At 61.4% G+C, this 16,514-nt stretch carries 17 protein-coding genes; 13 read left to right on the top strand and 4 right to left on the bottom strand.

Annotated elements, in window-relative coordinates; translation table 11 throughout:
- Window positions 1-20: 20 nt before the first annotated feature.
- From FHT75_RS21015 to FHT75_RS20985, 7 genes are all read left to right on the top strand, one after another.
- The gene (locus FHT75_RS21015; protein WP_047616219.1) at window positions 21-1,331 is read left to right on the top strand and encodes an ABC transporter substrate-binding protein; all 1,311 of its coding nucleotides are present in this window, start codon (window positions 21-23) and stop codon (window positions 1,329-1,331) included.
- 139 nt (window positions 1,332-1,470) lie between these two features.
- Window positions 1,471-2,343, top strand: coding sequence for a carbohydrate ABC transporter permease (locus FHT75_RS21010; protein ID WP_047616221.1), 873 nt, complete (start codon window positions 1,471-1,473; stop codon window positions 2,341-2,343).
- 1 nt (window position 2,344) lies between these two features.
- Window positions 2,345-3,175 (top strand): carbohydrate ABC transporter permease, encoded by an 831-nt coding sequence (locus FHT75_RS21005; RefSeq protein ID WP_018483649.1) that lies wholly within the window; start codon window positions 2,345-2,347, stop codon window positions 3,173-3,175.
- 17 nt (window positions 3,176-3,192) lie between these two features.
- The gene (locus FHT75_RS21000; protein ID WP_047616223.1) at window positions 3,193-4,191 is read left to right on the top strand and encodes an ABC transporter ATP-binding protein; all 999 of its coding nucleotides are present in this window, start codon (window positions 3,193-3,195) and stop codon (window positions 4,189-4,191) included.
- A gap of 79 nt (window positions 4,192-4,270) precedes the next feature.
- Entirely contained in the window at window positions 4,271-5,752 is a 1,482-nt protein-coding gene (locus FHT75_RS20995; protein ID WP_047616225.1) for a mannitol dehydrogenase family protein, read from the top strand.
- A 98-nt stretch (window positions 5,753-5,850) separates the two neighbouring features.
- A complete protein-coding gene (locus tag FHT75_RS20990) occupies window positions 5,851-6,540 on the top strand; it encodes an HAD family hydrolase (RefSeq protein ID WP_063475272.1) in 690 nt (229 codons plus the stop codon).
- Window positions 6,540-8,123, top strand: a complete 1,584-nt coding sequence (locus tag FHT75_RS20985) for an FGGY-family carbohydrate kinase (protein ID WP_063475273.1) — start codon at window positions 6,540-6,542, stop codon at window positions 8,121-8,123. The genes FHT75_RS20990 and FHT75_RS20985 overlap by 1 nt, the downstream gene beginning before the upstream one ends.
- A 34-nt stretch (window positions 8,124-8,157) precedes the next feature.
- On the opposite strand, the gene FHT75_RS20980 is transcribed toward FHT75_RS20985, so the two are convergent.
- Window positions 8,158-9,012, bottom strand: a complete 855-nt coding sequence (locus FHT75_RS20980; protein ID WP_047616230.1) for a MurR/RpiR family transcriptional regulator — start codon at window positions 9,010-9,012, stop codon at window positions 8,158-8,160.
- 233 nt (window positions 9,013-9,245) lie between these two features.
- On the opposite strand from FHT75_RS20980, the gene FHT75_RS20975 reads away from it, so the two are divergent.
- Window positions 9,246-9,962 carry a sulfate transporter family protein gene (locus FHT75_RS20975; protein WP_063475274.1) on the top strand — a complete coding sequence of 239 codons (717 nt, stop codon included), beginning with the start codon at window positions 9,246-9,248 and terminating at the stop codon, window positions 9,960-9,962.
- A 3-nt stretch (window positions 9,963-9,965) separates the two neighbouring features.
- Here FHT75_RS20975 and FHT75_RS20970 read toward each other — a convergent pair whose 3' ends face one another.
- The gene (locus FHT75_RS20970) at window positions 9,966-10,391 is read right to left on the bottom strand and encodes a VOC family protein (RefSeq protein WP_063475275.1); all 426 of its coding nucleotides are present in this window, start codon (window positions 10,389-10,391) and stop codon (window positions 9,966-9,968) included.
- Between the two features lie 82 nt (window positions 10,392-10,473).
- Between FHT75_RS20970 and FHT75_RS20965 the strand changes: the two genes are divergently transcribed.
- Entirely contained in the window at window positions 10,474-11,052 is a 579-nt protein-coding gene (locus FHT75_RS20965; protein ID WP_047616671.1) for a TetR family transcriptional regulator, read from the top strand.
- Here FHT75_RS20965 and nth read toward each other — a convergent pair.
- Window positions 11,017-11,823, bottom strand: coding sequence for an endonuclease III (gene nth, locus FHT75_RS20960; RefSeq protein WP_174824461.1), 807 nt, complete (start codon window positions 11,821-11,823; stop codon window positions 11,017-11,019). The two genes, FHT75_RS20965 and nth, sit on opposite strands and share 36 nt — an antisense overlap.
- Here nth and FHT75_RS20955 point away from each other — a divergent pair.
- Both FHT75_RS20955 and FHT75_RS20950 read left to right on the top strand, forming a co-directional pair.
- Window positions 11,822-12,319, top strand: coding sequence for a DUF2244 domain-containing protein (locus tag FHT75_RS20955; protein ID WP_047616676.1), 498 nt, complete (start codon window positions 11,822-11,824; stop codon window positions 12,317-12,319). The genes nth and FHT75_RS20955 overlap by 2 nt on opposite strands.
- Before the next feature lie 79 nt (window positions 12,320-12,398).
- Window positions 12,399-13,271, top strand: coding sequence for a methylated-DNA--[protein]-cysteine S-methyltransferase (locus FHT75_RS20950; protein WP_063475276.1), 873 nt, complete (start codon window positions 12,399-12,401; stop codon window positions 13,269-13,271).
- Window positions 13,272-13,332: 61 nt separating this feature from the next.
- Here the strand turns inward: FHT75_RS20950 and FHT75_RS20945 are convergent, their stop codons facing one another.
- A complete protein-coding gene (locus FHT75_RS20945; protein WP_063475277.1) occupies window positions 13,333-14,358 on the bottom strand; it encodes a sugar-binding transcriptional regulator in 1,026 nt (341 codons plus the stop codon).
- A gap of 422 nt (window positions 14,359-14,780) precedes the next feature.
- On the opposite strand from FHT75_RS20945, the gene tal reads away from it, so the two are divergent.
- Both tal and FHT75_RS20935 read left to right on the top strand, forming a co-directional pair.
- Window positions 14,781-15,746, top strand: a complete 966-nt coding sequence (gene tal, locus FHT75_RS20940) for a transaldolase (protein WP_047616243.1) — start codon at window positions 14,781-14,783, stop codon at window positions 15,744-15,746.
- A gap of 92 nt (window positions 15,747-15,838) precedes the next feature.
- Window positions 15,839-16,507, top strand: coding sequence for a DUF1345 domain-containing protein (locus tag FHT75_RS20935; RefSeq protein WP_047616601.1), 669 nt, complete (start codon window positions 15,839-15,841; stop codon window positions 16,505-16,507).
- Window positions 16,508-16,514 lie beyond the last annotated feature (7 nt).

Here is a 16,514-nt window from a genome sequence, read left to right as displayed (position 1 = left end):
CCATCTTCTGGGAGGAAGATATGACATTGAGAACTTTTCTGCTGGGCGCCTGCTCAGCACTGGCGTTTGCCGGCATGGCTTCGGCCGAGACGCTGACAATCGCGACCGTGAACAACGGCGACATGATCCGGATGCAGAAGCTGACGGATGATTTCAAGGCAAAGAATCCCGGCATCGACCTTGAATGGGTAACCCTCGAAGAAAACGTGCTGCGCCAGAAGGTCACGACCGACATCGCGACCAAGGGCGGCCAGTACGACGTCTTGACGATCGGCACCTACGAAGTTCCGATCTGGGCAAAGCAGGGCTGGCTGGTGCCGCTCGACAATCTCGGCGCCAACTACGACGTCGACGACCTGCTGCCGGCCATCCGCAGCGGCCTGACCCTGGACGGCAAGCTCTATGCGGCGCCGTTCTACGGCGAAAGCTCGATGGTCATGTACCGCAAGGACCTGTTCGACGCCGCCGGCCTGAAGATGCCCGACGCCCCGACCTGGGACTTCATTGCCGACGCCGCCCGCAAGATCACCAACAAGGACAAGGAAGTCTACGGCATCTGCCTTCGCGGCAAGGCCGGCTGGGGCGAGAACATGGCCTTCCTGACGGCCATGTCCAACTCCTTCGGCGCTCGTTGGTTCGATGAAAGCTGGAAGCCGCAGTTCGATCAGCCCGAGTGGAAGGACACGCTCGACTTCTATGTCAAGCTGATGAAGGATGCCGGCCCTCCGGGCGCCTCCTCCAACGGCTTCAACGAGAACCTGGCGCTGTTCCAGACCGGCAAGTGCGGCATGTGGATCGATGCGACCGTTGCTGCATCCTTCGTCAGCAACCCGAAGGAATCGACCGTCGCCGACAAGGTCGGCTTCGCGCTCGCTCCGGATAAGGGCCTCGGCAAGCGCGGCAACTGGCTGTGGGCCTGGAGCCTCGCCATCCCGGCAGGTTCGCAGAAGGCCGAAGCGGCCGAGAAGTTCGTCGCCTGGGCCACGAGCAAGGATTACACCAACCTCGTTGCCGAAAAGGAAGGCTGGCTGAATGCACCTCCTGGCACCCGCAGCTCGCTCTATGCGAATGCGGAGTATCAGAAGGCGGCCCCCTTCGCCAAGACGACGCTCGACTCGATCAACTCGGCCGACCCAAGCAAGCCGACTGTCAAGCCGGTCCCCTATGTCGGCGTCCAGTTCGTGGCGATCCCGGAATTCCAGGGCATCGGCACGGCGATCGGTCAGCAGTTCTCGGCAGCCCTTGCCGGCCAGATTTCGGTCGACCAGGCCCTGCAGAGCGCACAGCAGCTCGCCACCCGCGAAATGACCAAGGCCGGCTACATTAAATAAAAGCCTCCCGAGCAAGAGGCGGATCCTTGACAATCCGCCTCTCTGGGCCGCCGATTGCCCGAACTGCATCGGCGGCCTCTTTTTTCAGACAAAGCTGCCTTGCGGCCGCTCCCCGCTTCAGTCCAGATCGGTGATTGCCATGGCGACCTTACATACCCGCTCCGCTGCGCGCCTGATGATTGCGCCCTCCGTGCTGCTGCTCTTTGCGTGGATGATCGTCCCGCTGGCGATGACGATCTATTTCTCGCTGCTGAACTACAATCTGCTCAGCCCCGGCATGGAAAGCTTCGTCGGTTTTCTGAACTACGAATATTTCCTGTCCGACCCGGCCTTTATCGCGGCGCTGATCAACACGCTGCTGCTCGTCGCCGGCGTGCTGTTGATCACCGTCATTGGCGGCATCGCCTTTGCACTGCTGCTCGACCAGCCGATGTACGGCCAGGGCATCGTGCGGATCCTGGTGATCGCGCCGTTCTTCGTCATGCCGACGGTGGCAGCCCTGGTCTGGAAGAACATGTTCATGAACCCGGTCAACGGGTTGTTTGCCCATCTTGCCAAGGCGCTCGGCCTGCAGCCGATCGACTGGCTGGCCAATGTGCCGCTGTTTTCCGTCATTCTCATCGTCGCCTGGCAATGGCTGCCCTTTGCCACCCTCATCATGCTGACGGCGCTGCAGTCGCTCGACGAGGAGCAGAAGGAGGCGGCCGAGATGGACGGCGCCGGGCCGATCTCGAAATTCATCTACATCATCCTGCCGCACATGGCGCGCGCCATCACCGTGGTGATCCTGATCCAGACGATCTTCCTGCTTTCGGTCTTCGCCGAAATCCTCGTCACCACCAATGGCGGGCCGGGCACCGACAGCACCAACCTCACCTATCTCGTCTATGCCCAGGCGCTGCTGCAGTTCGATATCGGTGGCGCATCGGCCGGCGGCATCGTGGCGGTTATCCTCGCCAATATCGTTGCGATCTTCCTCGTGCGCCTCGTCGGCAAGAATCTGGAGGCTTGAGATGGCCAGAAAAGTCACAACGAAGCGCAAGCTCATCGTCACCGCAATCGCCTGGACGCTCGGCATCCTGATCTTCTTCCCGATTCTGTGGACCTTTCTCACCAGCTTCAAGTCGGAAGCCGACGCCATCGCCTCGCCGCCGCAGTTCCTGTTTTTCCATTGGACGACGGAAAACTATGCCGAGGTGCAGAGCCGGTCGAACTATCTCAGCCACTTCATGAACTCGGTGATCATCTCCTTCGGCTCGACGCTGATCGGCCTGATCATCGCCATTCCGGCCGCCTGGGCCATGGCGTTTTCGCCGACCAAGCGGACCAAGGACGTGCTGATGTGGATGCTGTCGACCAAGATGATGCCGCCGGTCGGCGCACTGATCCCGATCTATCTGATGTTCCGCAATTCAGGTCTGCTTGACACGCGCACCGGCCTGGTGATCGTGCTGACGCTGATCAACCTGCCGATCATTGTCTGGATGCTCTACACCTATTTCAAGGAAATCCCCGGCGAGATCCTCGAAGCGGCGCGCATGGACGGGGCATCGCTGATGAAGGAGATCGTCTACGTGCTGACGCCGATGGCGGTGCCCGGCATTGCCTCGACGCTGCTTTTGAACATCATCCTGGCCTGGAACGAGGCGTTCTGGACGCTCAACCTCACCGCTTCGAAGGCGGCGCCGCTGACGGCCTTCATCGCCTCCTATTCCAGCCCCGAGGGCTTGTTCTATGCCAAGCTGTCGGCGGCATCGACGATGGCGATCGCGCCGATCCTGATCCTTGGCTGGTTCAGCCAGAAACAACTCGTCCGCGGCCTGACCTTCGGCGCTGTGAAATAAGATAAAGGGAGAGAAACATGGGCAGCATTACCCTTCAGAAGGTTTCGAAGGTCTTCGGCGAAGCCAAGGTCATCCCGTCGATCGATCTCGACATCAAGGACGGCGAGTTCGTCGTCTTCGTCGGCCCGTCGGGCTGCGGCAAGTCCACCTTGCTTAGGCTGATTGCCGGGCTCGAGGACGTCTCCGGCGGCAAGATCGTCATCGACGGCAGGGACGCCACCGAAAAGGCGCCCTCGGAGCGCGGCCTGGCCATGGTGTTCCAATCCTATGCGCTCTATCCGCATATGAGCGTGCGCAACAACATCGCCTTCCCACTGAAGATGGCGGGTGTCGACAAGGCGGAGATCGACCGCAAGGTGACGGATGCCGCCCGGGTGCTGAACCTGACCGACTATCTCGAACGCAAACCGCGCCAGCTGTCCGGCGGCCAGCGCCAGCGCGTGGCGATCGGCCGCGCCATCGTGCGCCAGCCTTCGGCCTTCCTGTTCGACGAACCGCTGTCGAACCTCGATGCGGCACTGCGCGTCAACATGCGCCTCGAAATCAGCGAGTTGCACCAGCAGCTGAAGACGACGATGGTCTACGTCACCCACGACCAGGTCGAGGCGATGACCATGGCCGACAAGATCGTCGTGTTGAACAGGGGCAATATCGAGCAGGTCGGCTCGCCGCTCGAGCTCTATAGCCGCCCGCGCAACCTGTTCGTCGCCGGCTTCATTGGCTCGCCGAAGATGAATTTCATCAAGGGCCAGAATGCGGCCCAGCTCGGAGCCCATACGATCGGTATCCGTCCCGAGCATGTGCTGCTGTCGATGGAGAGCGGCGACTGGAAGGGCAGGGTCGTGGTCGCCGAACATCTCGGCTCCGACACTTTCCTGCATATCGATGCCGAGGGCATCGGCATGGTGACGGCGCGCGGCAGCGGCGATTTCGCGGCCAAGGCGGGCGATACGGTCTATCTGACGCCGGACCGTTCACGCATCCATAAATTCAACGAGGGCGGCCTTGCCATCTGAGCAGGCGGCCGGGGGGCAGGCATGCGAGCCGGACGATGACGCCCGGCCGTCTCGGCAAGACCTTCAAGAGGACTGAAACATGACGTGCAAATTATCGCTGGCAACGCTTTCGGATGTGGCCCGCACGGCGGCTATCCCTGGATATGACAGGGCATCGCTGAAAGCCGGCATCGTGCACTTCGGCGTCGGTAATTTCCACCGCGCCCACCAGGCGATCTATCTCGACGATCTCTTCAATGCAGGCACGGATCACGATTGGGCGATCGTCGGCGCCGGCGTGCTGCCGTCGGATGCCGCCATGCGCGAAAAACTTGCGGCGCAGGATTTCCTGACGACGGTGGTCGAGCAGGACAACAACAAGACGGCGGCGCGCGTTACTGCGCCGATGATCGACATCCTGCCGGTCGGCGATGCGAGCGCCATCATCGCCAGGCTCGCCGATCCCGAGATCCGGATCGTCTCGCTGACGATCACCGAGGGCGGCTATTTCATCGACGCATCGGGCAGGTTCAATCCGGCTCATCCGGCGATCGCTGCCGACGGACAGAATCCCGATGCGCCGAAGACGGTGTTCGGCCTGATCGTCGCCGGCCTGAAGGCGCGCAAGGCCAGGGGCATCGGACCGTTCACCGTCATGTCCTGCGACAACATTCCCCACAACGGCGTTGTCACCGCCAATGCCGTCGTCGGCACGGCCGCACTTTCAGACCCTGCCCTTGCCGACTGGATCAGGGCGAATGTCGCCTTCCCGAACGCCATGGTCGATCGCATCACGCCGGCGACCAGCCAGCGTGAGGTCGATTTCCTCCGCGACAATTTTGGGATCGAGGACAATTGGCCGGTTTATTGCGAGGAATTCAAGCAATGGGTGCTGGAGGATAAGTTCACTGCCGGCCGGCCGGCGCTGGAAAAGGTCGGGGTGACCTTCGTTCTCGATGTCACGCCCTACGAGCATATGAAGATCCGCATCCTCAACGGCGGGCATGCCGCGATCGCTTATCCGGCGGCGCTGATGGATATTCATTTCGTTCACGATTCCATGGAAGAGCCGCTGATCCGCGCCTTCCTCGCCAAGCTCGAAAAAGATGAGATCATCCCGATCGTCCCGCCGGTGCCGAACACGTCGCTGACGGATTATTTCGCCCTGATCGAGCACCGCCTGCTCAATCCGAAGATTGCCGACACCATTCCGCGACTGGCGCAGGACGGCTCGAACCGCCAGCCGAAATTCATCCTGCCGTCGACGCTCGACAATCTGCATCAGGGCAGGGACGTCGTCGGCCTGGCGCTGGTTTCAGCACTCTGGTGCCGTTATTTCGCCGGCAAGACCGACAGTGGCAAGGATATCGTCTTCAACGACGCCAGTGCCGATCGCCTGCATGCGGCGGCGCTGAAAGCCAAGGACGATCCGTCAGCCTTCCTCGCCTTCGACGATATTTTTGGCGAAGTGGCAAAATCCGAACTTTTCCGCAAGCGTTTCGCCCATGCACTCAAAACCCTGTGGGAAAAGGGCACGCGGGAGACGCTGCAACTCTATCTCGACGGCAAGCTCGCAGTGTAAGGGAATGGGATGGCGGCACGCTGTTGTCACCATCCATCCGGCCTTGCGAGCAAAGCGGGACGGTCATGCGTCCGAATTGAACTCAGGTTGGGTCTTCCATGGCTGATGCTGAAACACGGCTGGTCATCTTCGATTGCGATGGCGTGCTTGTCGACAGCGAGCCGATTTCGATCAACGTGCTCGTCGGCGCCATGAACGATCTCGGCGTCTCGATCACCGAGGACCAGGCCTATGAGCGGTTTCTCGGCCGTAGCCTGTCGACCCTCATCGATACGCTCGAAACCGAATTCAACGTCCATGCCGGCGAGGAATTCCTCGAGCGCATCCGCACCGATCTCTATGCCCGTTTCCGCACCGAGTTGAAGCCGATAGAGGGTGTCGCCGCGACGATCGACGGACTTGGCGTGCCCTGTTGCGTTGCCTCGTCCAGCCAGATGGAGCGAATCCGCCTGTCGCTGTCGGTGACCGGACTTCTGGGCAAGCTGCCCGACATCTTCAGCGCGACGATGGTCAAGCGCGGCAAACCGGCGCCCGATCTTTTCCTGCATGCGGCGCGTGAAATGCGGGTCGAGCCGGCACATTGCCTTGTCGTCGAGGACAGCCCGGCCGGTATTGCTGCCGCCAAGGCGGCGGGCATGACGGTCTTCGCCTTCACCGGTGGGTCCCACGCCAATTTCGCCGGATACCGCGCCGAACTCGATCGTCTTTCGCCTGAGGTGGTGTTTGACGCCATGCCGGATTTGATACACCTTGTCCGCAACCATAAGCTGGACGGGACCAAGATTTGATGCGTGATCATGTGGTTGCGGTGGATATCGGCACGGGCAGCGCGCGCGCCGGCGTCTTCGACGCACGCGGCCGCTTGCTCGCCAAATCCGAACATCCGATCGTGATGAACCGGCCGCGTGAAAACCATGCCGAGCACGATTCCGAAGATATCTGGTCGGCCGCCTGCACGGCAGTGCGCAGGGCGATGGAGCAATCCGGCATCGCCGCCGCCTCGGTTGGAGCGATCGGCTTCGACGCCACCTGTTCGCTGGTGGTCCGCGACGTCGAGGGCCGTCAGCTCAGCGTTTCCACCGGCGGCGAGCGGCGTTTCGATACGATCGTCTGGCTCGATCACCGGGCGCTGAAGGAAGCCGATTTCTGCACGGCGACGGAGCACAGGGTGCTCGAACATTCCGGGCATGTGATGTCGCCCGAGATGGAAATGCCGAAGCTGATGTGGTTGAAGAAGAAGCTGCCGGCCACATGGGAAAAGGCCGGCTACTTCTTCGATCTCGCCGATTTCATGACGTGGAAATCGACCGGTTCGCCTGCCCGTTCACGCTGCACGCTGACGGCGAAATGGAACTATCTCGCCCATCTCGAAAAGGGCTGGCAGCAGGATTTCCTGGAGCGGATCGGCCTCGAGGACCTTCATGAGCGCGGCCATCTGCCGGACGAGACCACGCCTGTCGGAGACAGTGTCGGGCAGTTGACACCGGAAGCGGCGGAAGCGCTGGGGCTGACGACGGATTGCCATGTCGCTGCCGGGATGATCGACGCTTATGCGGGTGCACTGGGCGCGCTCGGCGGCTATGCCGCCGATCCTGTAAAACGCGAGCACCAACTGGCGCTGATTGCCGGAACGTCGAGCTGCATCGTTACCTTCTCCCGGGAACGCAAGCCGAGCCATGGCATGTGGGGACCCTATTACGAGGCGGTCTTCCCGCAATCCTGGCTGGTGGAGGCCGGGCAATCGGCGACCGGCGCGCTGCTCGACCACATCGTGCGTATGCATGCGGCCGGCGGCGAGCCGACGGCGGCGCTGCATCAGAGGATCGTCGCGCGCATCGCCGAATTGAGGGCCGAGGAGGGCGATGCCTTCGGTGCGCGGATTTTCGTGCTGCCGGATTTCCATGGCAACCGCTCGCCGCTCGCCGATCCGCATGCCGTCGGCGTCGTCAGCGGGCTGACGCTCGATACGTCCTTCGACGGGCTCTGCGCGCTCTATTGGCGCTCTGCGGTGGGGATTGCCCTCGGGATCCGCCATATCCTGGAAATGATGAAGGAATACGGCTACATGCCCGATACTCTGCATATTGCCGGCGGGCATGTGAAGAACCCGGTGCTGATGGAGCTTTATAGCGATGCGACCGGCTGCAAGGTCGTGGTGCCGAAAATGAACGAGGCGGTGCTGCTCGGCACGGCGGTCGCCGCATCCGTCGCCTGCGGTTTGTACAAGGATCTGGCGGCGGCCGGCGAGGCGATGTATCCAGGCGGCGACGAACGGCTTCCCGACAAGGCGAAACAGGCGCTCTACGACCGCGACTACCGCCGTCTTCTCGCCATGCACCGCCACCGCGCCGAACTGGAAACGATGCTATAGGGCGCCGCTCGTCTTTTGAGACGCGCTAAGGACGTCAGTGGTTTGCGGCCTCGCCGAGCACGGTCGCGAATTCCATCATGCGGCGACGGCGAAGGGCCGCTTCTTCTCCGACTTCGAGGATAACGGATTCCGACAGGCAATCGAGCAGGGCGATCAGCGGCGGAAGGTTGTCGAGATCGGGCGCGCGCGCTGGCGGCAAGGGCAGCATGACGTTCGACTGGTCCGCCATCCAGTCCGCCTGTTGCGGCGAAATGAGCACGACCTTATAGCCGTAGCGCCGCGCCGTCCTGGCCAGCAGTCGCGCCTTGGCGAAGCGGCGACAGTCGATAATGACAAGCAGCGCGTCATCGACCGCCAGCCGGGCGAAGAGCTCGGCAAAACGGTTGTCGGCGGCGTCGAGCGTGCGCACGCCGTCGCGGGCCTGTGTCAGCCGCTGGCAGAAATGATTGGCGAGGCTCGCGAGCCGCGCATGCGTGGCGATTGATACTTCTCGGGCCGTGCTGATCAAGCCGACGGCTTCTGACCAATGCGGCTGCGCCGTCAGATGATAGATATGATGGAGCGCCTGGATCTGTTCGGCAACCAGCACGGCGAGCGGTTTGCCCTCCGCGGCGTCCTGATGCAGCTCGCTCATGGCGCTCTGCAATTGCGCCGGCGATGTGGTCACGGTCTCGCGAATCTCGACCTTGACGCTGTCCAACCCTTGATAGCCGAGCGCGCGCAGGAACCGGCCGACGGTCATCGGCGAGAGATCCAGCCTGTCAGCGACGGATGCAGCTGTCTCGAACGGCAGGTCATTCAGGTGTTCGGTGAAATATTTCGCGATACGGCGTTCGGCTGGTGTGCCGTTTTTTGCGTATTGCCTGAGTTTTTGCACAAAGTCTTCCACATCGGCCTCCCCGTCTTCCCTCAGAGGCGTTCCGTGGATGCGCTGTTGCGACCCCTTGTCTTTGCAACTATTTCGGAAGCTGCTTCTCAGGCCCGTGCGTATTTCATATACGTCACAATATTATATTAGTATTTAGTTTTCGACAAGTTTTCTATTACTGCATGTAATTTTATTCTCTTGTCGGCGACCCCCACCTTTCCTACATCTTGCGCGCAACCGGAGACGCCTGAGACATGATTCTTGACGCCGCTCGACTATCGCTCACCAATCTCTTCGCGGCGGAAACGCGCTCGGTCTTCTGGAAGGTGCTCGGCCTGACGATTCTCGTGCTCGTCGGCCTCTGGTTTGCGCTGCGCGGGGCCTTCGTGGCCTTTCTCTTTCCATGGCTCACGAGCTTCTTTCCCGATGTGCCGGATTGGGCGGGGTGGTTCGCTTTCGTCTTCGCGATCCTTGCCGGTATCGGCCTCGCCCTGATGCTGGCGCTGTTGCTTTCGCCGGTCACGGCGCTGATCGCCGGCCTGTTTCTCGACGATGTCGCCGACGTCATCGAAAAACGCGACTATCCCGGGGATGCGCCGGGCACCGCCATGCCGCTCGGTCCGGCGATGGCAAGCTCGATCAAGTTCCTCGGCGTGGTGATCCTCGGCAATACCGTCGCCTTGCTGCTGCTGTTCATCCCCGGGGTCAATCTGGTCGCGTTCTTTCTGGTGAACGGCTATCTGCTCGGACGGGAATTCTTCGAATTCGCCGCCATGCGATTCCGTTCGCCTGAGGAGGCACGGCTCTTCCGCGCCAAGCATGCTTCCACCGTCTTTCTCGGCGGGCTGGTGATCGCCCTTTTCCTGGCGATCCCCTTCGTCAATCTTCTGACGCCGCTCTTTGCCGCCGGCATGATGGTGCATCTGCACAAGCTGGTTTCCGCCAGGGATGTCGCGTTGCACCACCCCTGAGGCTCAGCCGGGCAGGGCGGCGGTGTCGTACATCGCCGCGAATTCGGCGCTCGGCGGGATCGGCTTGATGATGTCGATCAGGACGCCGTTCGGATCTGCGGTGATGAAATGCCGCTGGCCGAAATCCTCGTCACGGATCTCTCTCAGTATAGGCAGGCCGGCGCTCCGGCAGGCGGCATAGATCGCATCGACGTCGGCGACCTCGAAATTAAGGAGCAGGCCGGACACCCTGCCGCGGGCCATGGCCGGGATGGTTTCGTGGCTGCCGTCAAGGATGGCAAGCGCGATATGCTCTTTCTCTATCGATTGCAAGTGAACGTACCAGTCGCTTTCGAACAGCGCCTTGAAGCCGAAATGCCTGCAATAGAAGCTGGCAGTGCCGGCGACATCGCCAGTCATGATGACAGGATAATAGCTCGTCGATTTCATCTTTTTCCTCCATCTTTCCATTTACATGCATTCTGTATGTTTTTCCATTAGCATACATTCTGTTTGTATGTAAAGAAAACGCATGAGCCGCAGCAATCGCGAGAGAACGGAACAGACGAGGCAGGCGCTGATCGATGCCGGTCGGCGTCTTTTCGTCGAGAAGGGTTATGCCGAGACCGCGACGCCGGAGATCGTGGCGGCGGCGGGTGTGACGCGAGGCGCGCTCTATCATCATTTTGAAGACAAGAAGGCGCTTTTTCGCGCGGTGATCGAATGCGAGGCGCGCGCAGTGGCCGGGACGATCGAGGCGCATTCGGCGTCGCACGACGCGCCGCGTGCCGCGCTGATCGCCGGTGCCTCGGCCTATTTCGACGCGATGATGGCAGAAGGGCGCACACGGCTGCTGCTGATCGAGGCGCCTGCCGTTCTCGGCCTGCCGGCGACCGCGACGATCGACGCAGAAAATGCGGAAGCGACGCTGCGGGCAGGGCTTGCAGCCATGCTTCCGCAAGCCGGTGCTATGCTCGCACCGCTGACCTTGCTGCTATCGGCAGCCTTTGACCGCGCGGCGATCGCGATCGAGGCGGGTGGGGAAAGGCGGGAATACGAGCAGGCGATCGCTGTTCTACTCGACGGCCTCGCCGATCACCTGCGGCGGTAGCGTGACCAGCGCCGCCGGTATATCCGAACTCTTCTCCGGCGACTTACAGAGATCGGCGATGATACAGCGTTCGCATTCGGGGCGGCGCGCCTTGCAGGTGTAGCGGCCGTGCAGGATCAGCCAGTGATGGGCGTGATAGAGGTAATGTTTCGGGATCACCTTCATCAGCCGTGCCTCGACCTCATCGGGCGTCTTGCCGGGGGCGAGCCTGATGCGGTTGGCGATGCGGAAGATGTGCGTATCGACGGCCATCGTCGCCTGGCCGAAGGCCATGGAAAGCACGACATTGGCGGTCTTGCGGCCGACGCCCGGCAATCTGACCAACTCCTCGCGCGTCTCAGGCACCTTGCCGCCGAATTGCTCGACCAGCATCTGTGAGAGCGCGATGACGTTTTTCGCCTTGTTGCGATAGAGGCCGATCGTCCTGATATAGTCGCGCAGCCGTTCCTCGCCGAGATCGAGCATCTTTTCCGGCGTATCGGCAATCCTGAAGAGCGCGCGTGTCGCCTTGTTGACGCCGACATCGGTCGCCTGCGCCGAAAGTGCCACGGCGACGACGAGTGTGAAGGCGTTGGTGTGTTCGAGCTCGCCTCTCGGTTCCGGCCGCTGAACGGAGAAGCGGCGGAAGATCTCCTCGCGCTCGGCCAGTGAATAGACCGTGCGCACCGCTGCCGCCGGTTTGCGGCGGGCGATCACATTCGCACCCTGAGGCATCTTGGTAACGGATTTGAGTTTCGGATTTGCCATGGAAACTCTATACTCAGCAGCCATGATGGAAAGCAACGCCGACAGCTCCAACGAGCAGCCTGTTTTCGCCGCCGAGCTCTTTCCCCACCGGTCACTTGGCCGTCGGGGCTTCAAGGTGCTGCTTGCTTTGTCCGGCGCCGTCTGCTTCCTCTACGGCATGTTCTTCGTCGTGACAGGCGCCTGGCCGATCGGCTTCTTCTTCGGACTGGATTTCGTGCTTTTGTACGGCGCCTTCTGGCTGAATTACCGCTCCGGGAAAGCGCGCGAACAGGTGACGGTGTCGCGCATGGACGTGTCGGTGCGCAAGTTTGCACCATCGGGACGGATGGTGGAGCATCATTTCAATCCGTTCTGGGCGCGTTTCCTCGTTCGCCGGCACCAGGAGATCGGCATCCTCTCCATGCATATCTTCGGCGAGGGGCGGCGCACGGATATCGGATCCTTCCTCAATCCCGACGATCGGGAAAGCTTCGCCAAGGCCTTCAAGGGCGCACTCGCGACGGTCAAGCAGCGGATCTGAGACTATCCGGCGGATGCGCAAGAATCGGGTGGTTTGCTCACCCCCTATTGACTATCTCCTTGTGACAAGGAGAAAGACGATGAATATGATTGCCAACCTTCAGACAGACATCACGCCTGACGGCCCTGATTATGACATTGTCCGTCGGGTAATCGAACTCATCACCGAGGATTACCGCGATCAGCCTTCGCTGGAGGCGATCGCGGCGCGGCTCAACCAGTCGCCGACCCAGCTGCAGAAGACCTTCACCCGCTGGGCCGGCCTGTCGCCCAAGGGCTTCCTGCAGGCGGTGACGCTCGACCATGCCAAGCGGCTGCTGCGTAGCGAAGACATGCCGTTGCTCGAGACGTCGATCGAGGTCGGCCTCTCCGGGCCGAGCCGCCTGCACGACCTTTTCGTCACCCATGAGGCGATGTCGCCCGGCGAATGGAAGGCCAAGGGTGGCGGCCTCACCATCCGCTACGGCTTCCACATCTGCCCCTTCGGTGTCGCGCTGATCATGGCGACCGACCGCGGCCTTGCCGGCCTCGCCTTCAGCGATTCCGGCGACGAGAAGGCCTGCCTCGAGGATATGACCTGCCGCTGGCCGAACGCCTCTTATGTCGAAGACCTGCAGGCGACGGTTCCCTATGCGGCCCGCATCTTCGAACCCGGCAAATGGTCCTCGGAGCAGCCGCTGCGCGTCGTGCTGATCGGCACGGACTTCCAGGTGCGCGTCTGGCAGAGCCTGCTGAAGATCCCGTTCGGCAAGGCCGTGACCTATTCCGATATCGCCAACGATATCGGCCGGCCGACGGCGCAGCGCGCCGTCGGTGCGGCGGTGGGGGCTAACCCGATCTCCTTCGTGGTGCCATGCCATCGGGCGCTCGGCAAGAACGGCGCATTGACGGGCTACCATTGGGGCCTCACCCGCAAACGGGCGATGCTCGGCTGGGAATCGGCGCACGCCTGATGGCTTCCCGGGCGGAGCGGCGGGCCGTTCAACCCCCGACCCGTTCATCTTGCTCCGCTCGCTATCGCTCCTGCGCTTCTCCCCACTGGGGAGAAGGCGCGGACGGCGATGTCTCCGCCAGTTCCAGCAATGCCCGCGCAGCCCTTTCGTCGGTGATCAGCGTATTGCAGCCAATGCGCTTGATCGTGGCGCGGATCGCCACGGCCCGATGAGCGCCGCCGGAAGAGAGCACGATATGTTTGGCCTCCTTCAGCGTGTCGAGATCGACGGACATGACGCGCCGATTGATCGAGTGGTCGACCGAATTGCCGTCCTTGTCGAGGAAGTTGAACATGGTGTCGCAGACGCAGCCAGCATCGATCAGTTCCTGCAACTCGGCCTTGGAGATCCAGCCCTCCGACAGTGAGGTCGAATGCGGGCCGATATCGCCGCAGCTGACGATCGCCAGATCGAGGTTCTCGGCGAGACGATAGATCGTGTCCAGCCCGCATTTTTCGATCAGATTGCGCTTGGTCTCGATGGAATCGACGAGAAGCGGCGCCAGGAACATGTAGCATTCGGCGCCGAGCTGATTTGCCAGCCGCCATGTGTAGTCGATCGGGTTGGTCTGGTGCACGGCGACGATGCCGCCAAGCAGCGACACGACCTTGCAATTGGTGCGGCGCGGCGGCCGGAAGCTTGACAGCGAGGCGGTCATGGTGCGGCCCCAGCCGACGCCGATCGTATAGTCGTCGGGAATGGCTTCGGAGAGGAACTGGCCAAGCGCCAGGCCGACATTTTTCGCCAGCGAATTCACATCACAGCTGATCGGTGCGGGTACGACGATCGCCTCGTCGAGGCCGTAGGCGCGCTCCAGCTTCACCGAAAGTTCAACGCAATCGCCGATCGAATCGTTGATCCAGATCTGGACTTCGCTGCGTTTCATCGCCTCGTCGAGCAGGCGGATCACGGTGGTGCGGCTGATGCCGAGCTGTTCGGCCACGTCTTTCTGGGTGAGGCCCTCGTTATAATAGAGCCATGCCGCCCTCAGCCGCAGCGAGGATGCTTCGGAATAGGCCGTGTGCGTGCCGCGTTTGAGCTTGACCACATCTCCTCCGCAGGATGCCCGCCCTCAATCCCCCATGGGATGAAGGGCCGTAACGACGCTTTTGTTGGGGGATAATGACGGGTGTGACACTTATGTCAATTGAAATGCACAAATGTCCTTGACTTTTCCTTGGGTGAGTGGCGATAGTCCGGGTGACACAAGTCGTTCTTGTCCGTCGAGGAGGACATAGTGCGGGCATGCCGAAAGTCACGACCGGCCTTCCAGCCGCAGGCGGCATCGCTTGCGTTCGAGCCGTCGTTCGTTGGCGGCTGGAACACGGCGACTGTCCTTCACGTTTATAAATCATCCGTGACGGATGCGCGCATTTTCGCCTGCAGCATGCAAACAACCTGCCGGTAGATCACCTTTGCCGGGCGGAACTCGCGCCGGTCGCAGCCCAAGTTCAACAAGGATTATTGACCATGACATCCAAGCTTGACCAACTTCGCGAGATTACCACCGTCGTCGCCGATACCGGCGACATCGAGGCCGTCGCCCGCCTGAAGCCGGTTGATTGCACGACGAACCCGAGCATCGTGCTGAAGGCACTCGGCACGCCCATGTTCGCCGACGCCATCAAGGAAGCCGTCGCCTGGGGCAAGAAGCAAGGCGGCAATCCCGAAGCCGTTTCATCCGCCGTCGCTGATCGCCTCGCCATCTCCGTCGGCGCTGCGCTTTCCAAGCTTGTTCCGGGACGCGTATCGACCGAAGTCGATGCCGACCTTTCTTTCGATACACAAGCTTCGATCGACAAGGCTCACAGCATCATCGCCGGGTACAAGGAACGCGGCATCGAGAAGGATCGCATCCTGATCAAGCTCGCCTCCACCTGGGAAGGCATACGCGCTGCCGAAGTGCTGCAGAAGGAAGGCATCGATTGCAATCTGACGCTTCTCTTCTCGAAGGCACAGGCCGTTGCCTGCGCCGACGCCAAGGTGTTCCTGATCTCGCCCTTCGTCGGCCGTATCCTCGACTGGTACAAGAAGTCGACGGGCAAGGATTACACGCCTGAGGAAGACCCGGGCGTCATTTCGGTTCGCGACATTTACAATTATTACAAGGCCAACGACATCAAGACGATCGTCATGGGTGCTTCGTTCCGCAGCGCTGGCGAAATCGAAGCGCTGGCCGGTTGCGACCGCCTGACGATCGCTCCGAACCTGCTCGACGAACTCTCCAAGGACGAAGGCAAGCTCGAGCGCAAGCTTTCGCCCGAGATCATCAAGCCGGCTGCGAAGATCACCGTCGACGAGAAGACCTTCCGCTGGCTGATGAACGAAGATGCGATGGCGACGGAAAAACTCGCCGAAGGCATTCGCGCCTTCGCCAAGGATCTGGGGACGTTGCGGACCATGGTGCAGAAGGAACTGCAGCTCGCCGCCGCCTGATCGGCACGGCATGCAATCGGAGGCGCGGCTGCCGGCTGGCAGGCGCGCCTTTTTCGTGCTGTTATCAAGGGCATATGCTGTCGGAGACCGATATGGCGGATGAGGAAAGGACGAATTCGCTTGCGGCATTTGTCTACAAGCATGCGAGCTTCATCATCGCCACTCTTGCTGGACTGGCGGTCTTCCTGGCTGTGACCTCGCGCGAGGTCAGCGCCGGCAATATCCTGTTCGGCTGGAATGTCAGCGCTGGCGTTTTTGTCGCGCTGAGCTGGCGCAAGATGCTGCGGGCGACGGTTGACAGCATCCGAAAACGCTCCGCGGATCTTGATTTCTCCGATACCGTGCTCTTGGCCCTTTCGATCGGTGCCGCACTTGCCAGCATCGCCGGCATCGGCATCGAGCTTCATTCGATCAAGGAGGCGGCACCTGACGTCGCGCTGGCACGGGCAAGTGCGGCGATTTTGACGATCCTGATCTCCTGGTTCTTCCTGCATACGCTCTTCACCATCCACTATGCCCATTATTTCTACGGCGGGGCGGACGAGGAGGGCGGGCTCAAATTTCCCGATGGGATCGAAGAGCCCGGCTACTGGGATTTCCTCTATTTCTCCTTCACCATCGGCGTTGCCGCACAGACCGCGGATGTCGCGGTCAGTTCGACCAGCATGCGCAAGCTGACGCTGTTGCATGCCGTGCTGTCGTTCCTCTTCAATACGACGATCCTGGCGCTGGCGATCAATGTCGGGGCAAGCCTGCTATAATGCATCT

The sequence above is a fragment of the Rhizobium sp. BK112 genome (genome assembly GCF_014193215.1).
GTDB classification, from domain to species: Bacteria; Pseudomonadota; Alphaproteobacteria; order Rhizobiales; family Rhizobiaceae; genus Rhizobium; species Rhizobium anhuiense.
Note: the sequence above shows the minus strand (reverse complement) of the source record. Positions and strands in the feature narration are given on the sequence as shown.

Coding starts and splice junctions, on each gene's coding strand:
- FHT75_RS21015 (WP_047616219.1), top strand. CDS start 21: ATGACATTGAGAACTTTTCTGCTGGGCGCCTGCTCAGCACTGGCGTTT.
- FHT75_RS20935 (WP_047616601.1), top strand. CDS start 15,839: ATGGCGGATGAGGAAAGGACGAATTCGCTTGCGGCATTTGTCTACAAG.
- FHT75_RS20965 (WP_047616671.1), top strand. CDS start 10,474: ATGAGCCGCAGCAATCGCGAGAGAACGGAACAGACGAGGCAGGCGCTG.
- FHT75_RS21000 (WP_047616223.1), top strand. CDS start 3,193: ATGGGCAGCATTACCCTTCAGAAGGTTTCGAAGGTCTTCGGCGAAGCC.
- FHT75_RS21010 (WP_047616221.1), top strand. CDS start 1,471: ATGGCGACCTTACATACCCGCTCCGCTGCGCGCCTGATGATTGCGCCC.
- FHT75_RS20970 (WP_063475275.1), bottom strand. CDS start 10,391: ATGAAATCGACGAGCTATTATCCTGTCATCATGACTGGCGATGTCGCC.
- FHT75_RS20995 (WP_047616225.1), top strand. CDS start 4,271: ATGACGTGCAAATTATCGCTGGCAACGCTTTCGGATGTGGCCCGCACG.
- tal (WP_047616243.1), top strand. CDS start 14,781: ATGACATCCAAGCTTGACCAACTTCGCGAGATTACCACCGTCGTCGCC.
- FHT75_RS20985 (WP_063475273.1), top strand. CDS start 6,540: ATGCGTGATCATGTGGTTGCGGTGGATATCGGCACGGGCAGCGCGCGC.
- FHT75_RS20990 (WP_063475272.1), top strand. CDS start 5,851: ATGGCTGATGCTGAAACACGGCTGGTCATCTTCGATTGCGATGGCGTG.
- FHT75_RS20950 (WP_063475276.1), top strand. CDS start 12,399: ATGAATATGATTGCCAACCTTCAGACAGACATCACGCCTGACGGCCCT.
- FHT75_RS20975 (WP_063475274.1), top strand. CDS start 9,246: ATGATTCTTGACGCCGCTCGACTATCGCTCACCAATCTCTTCGCGGCG.
- nth (WP_174824461.1), bottom strand. CDS start 11,823: ATGGCTGCTGAGTATAGAGTTTCCATGGCAAATCCGAAACTCAAATCC.
- FHT75_RS21005 (WP_018483649.1), top strand. CDS start 2,345: ATGGCCAGAAAAGTCACAACGAAGCGCAAGCTCATCGTCACCGCAATC.
- FHT75_RS20955 (WP_047616676.1), top strand. CDS start 11,822: ATGATGGAAAGCAACGCCGACAGCTCCAACGAGCAGCCTGTTTTCGCC.